The sequence below is a fragment of the Bradyrhizobium lablabi genome (genome assembly GCF_001440475.1).
GTDB classification, from domain to species: domain Bacteria; phylum Pseudomonadota; class Alphaproteobacteria; order Rhizobiales; family Xanthobacteraceae; genus Bradyrhizobium; species Bradyrhizobium lablabi.
On sequence record NZ_LLYB01000116.1, the window covers coordinates 1 to 6,993 of the forward strand.

Below are 6,993 nucleotides of genomic sequence, written 5' to 3' on the forward strand. Positions count from 1 at the left end.
CCGGAGCCGGTCGCGCCGGCCGAGCCCGCTACGGCCGAGCCCGCGCCGGCCCCATCGGGCGAAACCGCGCCACGCAAGGCCGGCTGGTGGTCGCGGCGCTTCGGCAGCGGCGAGTAAGGAATCGAACCCAAAAGAAAAACCGCCCGGCGAAAACCGGGCGGTTTTTTATTGCGCCGAGCTGATTGCTCAGCCCGTGGTGAGCGCCGTCTCGACGTCGGACGGATCAACCTGCTTGTTCAGGTTGGCGTGCAGCTTCTCCTTATTCAGCTCGCCCTCCCACCACGACACCACCACGCAGGCAACGCCGTTGCCGCACAGATTGGTCAGCGCGCGGCACTCGCTCATGAACTTGTCGATGCCGAGAAGGATGGCCATGCCCGGGACCAGGCGCGGGTCGACCACGGCCAGAGTCGCCGCCAGCGTGATGAAGCCCGCGCCGGTGATGCCGGACGCTCCCTTGGAGGTCAGCATCGCGACCAGCAGAATGGTCAGTTGCTGGCCGAACGTGAGATCGAAGCCGAGCGCCTGCGCGATGAACAGGGTCGCCAGCGTCATGTAGATATTGGTGCCGTCGAGATTGAACGAGTAGCCGGTCGGCACCACGAGGCCCACGACCGACTTGGAGCAGCCGAGCCGTTCGAGCTTCTCCATCAAGGATGGCAGCGCGCTTTCCGAAGATGATGTGCCGAGCACGATCAGTAGTTCGTCCTTGATGTAGGCCAGGAACTTGAGGATCGAGAAACCGACGATCCGCGCGATCACGCCGAGCACCACGAAAACGAACAGCGCGGCGGTGACGTAGAAGGTCGCGATCAGCCCGATCAGGTTCAGGATCGCACCGGTGCCGAACTTTCCGATCGTGAACGCCATCGCGCCGAACGCGCCGATCGGGGCGACCTTCATCACGATGGCGATGACGCCGAATATCGCATGCGCGGCATCGTCGATGAAGGCGCGGATCGTATGGCCGCGTTCACCGAGTCCCATCAGCGCAAAGCCGAACAGGATCGAAAACAGCAAAACCTGAAGGATTTCGCCCTGCGCAAAGGCGCCGACGACGGTGTCGGGAATGATATGCAGGAAGAAATCGACCGACTTCTGCGCTTCCGCCTGCTTGGCGTAGCCGGCGACCGCTTGCGCATTCGCCATGCTGCCGCCGAAACCGTGACCGGGCCTGACCACGTTACCAACGATGAGACCGATCATCAGCGCGAAGGTAGAGACGATTTCGAAATAGATCAGCGCCTTGACGCCGATGCGACCAACTTTCTTGGCATCTTGAATATGCGAGATGCCTGATACCACGGTGCAGAAGATGATCGGCGCGATCACCATCTTGATCAGCTTGATGAAGCCGTCACCGAGCGCCTTGATCCAGTCGTTGGTCGCAAGCGTAGGCCATAGCCAGCCGACCAACGCGCCGAGCAAAATGGCGATCAGGACCTGGACGTAAAGAACCCGATACCAGGGCTTTGCCGCACTCGCCGGCGCTTCGGTCGCGATCGTTGCCGCCATGACGCTCACTCCCCTTTGGTGGCGCGGACTGGTCGACATGCGCCAATCCGTCGCACACAGCCAAAGTCCTTTAGGCGAGCGGTGTCAATGGTGTTGGCGAGCGCTTAATCGCGGCGGTCGGCAATCCGCCGGATCGCCGGCACCAATGCAGCACCGAGCGCATTCTTGATCAGCGATGCCGCGATGAACGGCGCAATGCCGACCAGCCACGCCTTTTCCACGCCGAGTTTCACGCCGAATGCCAGCCAGCCAAATCCGGCGGCGAGAATGAGAATGTGTCCGAGCGCCATCGCGGCGAACAGCCAAAACACCGAGCGATCCCAGCCGCGCTCGGCGAGCCATCCCGTGACAAAAGCCGCTGCCACGAAACCGAAGAGATATCCGGCGGTCGGACCGACGAGCGGCGCGAGGCCGCCGACGGGGCCTGCGAATACCGGCAGTCCGATCGCCCCTTCGGCGAGATAGGCGATGAGCGTTGCGCTGCCGAGCCGCCAGCCATAGGCCGCGCCGATCATCAGCACGACCAGCGTTTGCAGCGTCATCGGCACATAGGGCAACGGCAGATTGACCTTGGCCGACAAGGTCAGCAGCGCGGTTCCCAGCGCGATCAGGATCACGCTGCGCAACAAGCCCGATGAGCCGTCCGCGCGATGTGGCCACAGCAGCGCGGCAATCGGGAAATGCGACGGGACGACGGTTTCAGGCATGGTTCTGGCAGACATGATGGCTCCCCGATTGATTGCAGATGAGAATGATGTGGATGACGGATTGCTGCGCGCTAACGAAGCCAGCGCGCGATGCGCGTCACCGCCTCGCGCATCTCGTCGGCCGAGCGCGCGTAGGAGAAGCGGATGAAGCTGCGGCCTTGGATCGGATCGAAGTCGACGCCCGGCGTTGCCGCCACATGCGCCTTCTCCAGCATGCGGCCGGCAAACTCGAAACTGTCGGAGGTGAAATCCGAAACATCGGCGTAGAGGTAGAAGGCGCCATCCGCCGGCAAGAACTTGGTAAGCCCGGCCTTCGGCAATCCCTCGATCAGGATGCGGCGGTTTTCCTCATAGCCGTGCTTGATCGCCTCCATCTCGTCGCGGCCCTCGAAGGCCGCTTCGGCCGCGATCTGCGACAGCGTCGGCACCGAGATCGACAGGTTCTGCTGCAGCCGCTCGATCGGGCGCACCAATGGCTCCGGCACCACCATCCAGCCAACCCGCCAGCCGGTCATGCAGAAATATTTCGAGAACGAATTGATCACGAGCGCATGCTGCGACAGCTCGGCTGCCGTCACGGCCGGGAACGCATAGTCGAGCCCGTGATAGATCTCGTCGGAAATGAAACGTATCCCGGCGCTTTCCGCCGCATTGATCAGGCCGGTGAGCGCTTCGCGCGACATCATGGTTCCCGTCGGATTGGCGGGACTGCCGACCAGCACGCCCTTCAGCGGCGCCTTGCCGTGCGCGGCCAGCAACGCCTCGCCGGTCAGCGCATGGCGCGTCGCGCTCGATGTCTCGATCAGCACCGGCTCGCAGCCGAGCGCGGTCAGGATATGCCGGTAAGGCGGATACCCGGGTACGGTGACCGCCACACGGCCGCCCGGCTCGAACATCGACAGAAACGCCAGAATGAAGCCACCCGACGAGCCGGTCGTAACCACGATCCTGTCAGGCTCGACCGTGCAGCCGTAAGTATCGCGGTAGTGCCGGGCGATTCGCGCGCGCAGCGTGGGCATGCCGAGTGCGGAGGTGTAGTCGATCCGCGCCGCGTCGAGCGCGGCATGCGCCGCCGCGATCGCGACCTTGGGCGCGGGCGCCGCGGGTTGCCCGACCTCCATGTGAATGACATGGCCGCCGGCCGCTTCGATGCGGGCGGCGGCCGCCATCACGTCCATCACCATGAAGGGCGGAACGTCGCTCCGTGCCGAGGGGGTCAATAGCGCTGTCGCGCGGTCTCTAAGTGTCGATTCCAGCATCGATTTCTGTTATTTGCGCGGGCGCTGCCCGAATCGAGGTTCCCGAACCGGTTACCGCCCCAGACTGGCCGTATTCGATGGCTTGTTATAGCGTTTTCAAGCGCAGTGATACCAGGTTCACACAGTGGTACCGGTTTCATGCAGTGATACCCCGGCTCGGAAAAGGAAACGCGTTGAAACAACAAACTGGGACCTGTTTCTGATCTAATCAGGGACCGAACCGGCTTCCGGCCAAATCCGGAACGAAAGCCCATCGCCAAAGACCGCTCATGCTGCTCCGCATCGCCTTACGCAAGAAATCACTGAAGTTGACCGCGCTGGCCACGGCCGTCGCGCTTGTCGCTGCGCCAATGGCGGCGACGGCGCAGGAGAACAGAGGCCCGCCGGTGCTCCGCGACGCCGAGACGGAACAATTGCTGCGCGAATATACGAGGCCGATCCTGCGCGCCGCCGGTCTGGAAAAGCAGAACATCCAGATGGTGATCATCAACCAGAGCGTCTTCAACGCCTTCGTTGCCGACGGCCGGCGCATCTTCGTGAACTACGGGGCGATCCTGCAGTCGGAAACGCCGAACCAGATCATCGGCGTGATGGCGCATGAAACCGGCCACCTTGCCGGGGGTCATCTCGCCAAGATGCGCGAGCAGATGGCGCAGGCGCAGACGCAGATGATCATTGCCATGCTGCTCGGCGCCGGCGCGATGGTCGCGGGCGCGCAAGGCGGCGGCAGCAGTGGCCTGGCCAACGCCGGCGCGGCGATGTTCTCGGCTCCCGGAGAAATCATCCGCCGCAACCTGCTCTCTTACGTGCGCCAGCAGGAGGAAAACGCCGACAAGGCCGGGGTGAAATTTCTGAACGCCACCGGCCAGTCCTCGAGGGGCATGTACGAGACCTTCAAACGCTTCACCGAAGAAAGCCTGTTCGCCGCGCGCGGCGCCGATCCCTACGTTCAGTCGCATCCGATGCCGGCGCAGCGCGTCGCCGCGCTGGAAGAATTGGCACGGTCGAGCCCATATTGGGAAAAGAAGGACGACCCTGCCCTGCAGCTCCGTCACGACATGGTGCGCGCCAAGATCTCGGCCTTCATGGAGCGGCAGGAGACCGTGTACCGGCGCTATCCGATGTCCAACAACAGCCTGCCCGCACGCTACGCGCACGCGATCGCGACCTATCGGCACGGCGATCTGCGCAGCGCCCTCACCCAGATCGACGCCCTGATCCAGCAGCAGCCCAACAATGCCTACTTCTACGAGGTGCGCGGGCAAGCGCTGCTCGAGGGCGGCAAGCCGCAGGAGGCGATCGCGCCGCTGCGCAAGGCCGTGCAGCTTTCCAACAACTCGCCGCTGATCGAGATGATGCTGGGACAGGCCCTCGTGGCAACCGGCAACAACGCCTATACCGACGAGGCCATCTCGATCCTGCGCGGGGCGTTAGCGCGCGAGACCGAGGCGCCGATCGGCTACACCCAGCTCGCCATGGCCTATGGAAGAAAGGGCGACTACGCGCAGGCCGACCTCGCCTCGGCCCAGGCCGCCTACCTTCGCGGCGACAGCAAGACCGCTCGCGATCTTGCCTCACGCGCCAAAACGCGCTTTGCCATCGGCACACCCGGATGGGTCAAGGCTGACGACATTGTGAGCGCCAAGCCGCTGCCGGGCCAGAAGAGCAACTAGAAATCAACCGCATTCGGCTATAATCCGACCTGGTTCACCCAGGACCTGGTCGCCACCAACCGAGATNACTCTCCAGGAGCCGGCCTTCAGCAGAATTGCCCGGGACCCCGCCGCATAAGNGACTTACCGATGCCCTCGTTCCGTTTTCTCATCCCCGCATTGTTCGCTGTGGCGCTCTGCGGCGCGCCGCTGCCCGCTTCCGCGCAGAGCTTCACCGACACCCAGCGTGGCGACATCGAGACCATCGTCCGCAACTACCTGATCGCGCATCCCGAGGTGCTCGAAGAGGCGATGGCTGAGCTGAGCAAGCGCCAGGCCGCGGCGGAAGCCGCCAAGCACGAAGCCGGCGTCGCCAACAACGCCGAGGCGATCTTCAATTCGCCGCGCAACGTCACGCTCGGCAACAAGGACGGCGACGTCACCTTCGTCGAGTTCTTCGATTACAATTGCGGCTACTGCAAGCGCGCGATGACGGACATGATGGAGCTGATGAAGGCCGACCCCAAGCTGAAGGTCGTGCTGAAGGAATTTCCGGTCCTGAGTGCCGGCTCGGTCGAGGCCGCGCAGGTCGGCGTCGCCGTGCGCATGCAGGATCCGACCGGCAAGAAATATCTCGACTTCCATCAGAAGCTGCTGACCGGCCGCGGCGCCGCCGACAAGGCACGCGCGATGGCGGTTGCCAAGGAAGTCGGCCTCGACATGGCGAAGCTTGAGAAGGATCTGTCGAGCGCCGAAGTGCGCAACACGCTCGAGGAAAATTTCAAGCTCGCCGAGGCGATGGGCATGAACGGCACGCCGAGCTACGTGATCGGCAAGCAGGTCGTGATCGGCGCGGTCGGGGCTGAAGCCCTGCGCGAAAAGATCAACAATGCCCGTTGCGGCAAGGCGACCTGCTGAGGCCAGCCGAAATCGTTGAAGCAATCAAGTCCGGCTGCGTCGCAGCCGGATTTTTCTTTTGCTGGCAGGTCTCCGCTCGAAAGCGATCGCGCTTTCAAGCAAAGCAGATACCGCTCGCGTAACGACAGCGTTCCGCAAAAGCTATCCGCAGCGGCCAAACGGCGTTCATCCTGCATTCACAAAACAAAAGTCGGCGGAACCTCCAACTAACAGGAACATCGGGCAATTCCTTTCGTTGTTCGCGCGGGCAATGTGCAGAACACGTGAGGAGACATTCGATGAGTAATCGCTTTCTGATTTCGGTCGCCGCAGCGGCGCTGATCGCCGGAACCGGCTTTGCGAACGCGCAAGGCACCGGCATGGGACGCGACACCGGGACGGCCGGTTCCACGGCGCAGCAGAGCGCGCCTTCCGAGCGCGGCGGTCCGTCGTCGGGCACCATGCAGCGCGAGCCCGGCAGCAAGTCCGAGATGAAGGGCGCGCAGTCTGAGCAGCCGAAGTCAATGGGCGCTGAAAAGAACCAGCGCGCCGAAGACCACATGAAGGGCGGCAAGGACATGAAGGCCGAGGGCAAGGAGGAGCGCGGCGGCAAGGCCGAGAAGGGCCAGACCACCGGCCAGGGCGCGGGCCCGGGCACGCAGCGTGAGCAGAGCACGACGCAGCGTGACCAGACCCAGGACCGCGACAAGAGCATGCACAAGGGTGACCAGAAGGCCCAAGGACAGCAGGACCGTCAGCAGGATCGCACCCAGACGCAGACCCAGACACAGGGCGGCGCCGCGAGCCAAACCACGACCGGTCAGGCGGGCGCTGGCGCCAAGCTCTCGACCGAGCAGCGCACCCAGATCACCAGCGTGATCAGGGAGCAGCGTGTTCAGCCGGTGACCAACGTGAACTTCTCGATTTCGGTTGGCACCCGCGTGCCGCGCGACGTGCACTTCC

General features: G+C 63.6%; 6 protein-coding genes. 3 read left to right on the plus strand and 3 right to left on the minus strand.

Translation table 11 applies throughout. From position 1 onward, the window contains the following. Positions 1 to 186: 186 nt before the first annotated feature. From CQ14_RS32610 to CQ14_RS32620, 3 genes are all read right to left on the minus strand, one after another. Positions 187 to 1,515 (minus strand): dicarboxylate/amino acid:cation symporter, encoded by a 1,329-nt coding sequence (locus CQ14_RS32610; protein ID WP_057861883.1) that lies wholly within the window; start codon positions 1,513 to 1,515, stop codon positions 187 to 189. Between the two features lie 104 nt (positions 1,516 to 1,619). Next, complete coding sequence (locus CQ14_RS32615) at positions 1,620 to 2,237, minus strand: biotin transporter BioY (protein ID WP_430650235.1); 618 nt, start codon at positions 2,235 to 2,237, stop codon at positions 1,620 to 1,622. Positions 2,238 to 2,293: 56 nt separating this feature from the next. After that, on the minus strand, positions 2,294 to 3,481 hold the full coding sequence (locus CQ14_RS32620; RefSeq protein WP_057861884.1) for a pyridoxal phosphate-dependent aminotransferase: 1,188 nt from the start codon (positions 3,479 to 3,481) through the stop codon (positions 2,294 to 2,296). A gap of 269 nt (positions 3,482 to 3,750) precedes the next feature. Between CQ14_RS32620 and CQ14_RS32625 the strand changes: the two genes are divergently transcribed. From CQ14_RS32625 to CQ14_RS32635, 3 genes are all read left to right on the plus strand, one after another. Beyond that, the gene (locus CQ14_RS32625; RefSeq protein WP_057861885.1) at positions 3,751 to 5,154 is read left to right on the plus strand and encodes a M48 family metalloprotease; all 1,404 of its coding nucleotides are present in this window, start codon (positions 3,751 to 3,753) and stop codon (positions 5,152 to 5,154) included. A 129-nt stretch (positions 5,155 to 5,283) separates the two neighbouring features. Continuing rightward, the gene (locus tag CQ14_RS32630) at positions 5,284 to 6,051 is read left to right on the plus strand and encodes a DsbA family protein (RefSeq protein ID WP_057861886.1); all 768 of its coding nucleotides are present in this window, start codon (positions 5,284 to 5,286) and stop codon (positions 6,049 to 6,051) included. Positions 6,052 to 6,329: 278 nt separating this feature from the next. Continuing rightward, positions 6,330 to 6,993, plus strand: a 664-nt coding sequence (locus tag CQ14_RS32635; RefSeq protein ID WP_057861887.1) for a hypothetical protein, incomplete at its 3' end; no start/stop codon positions are given.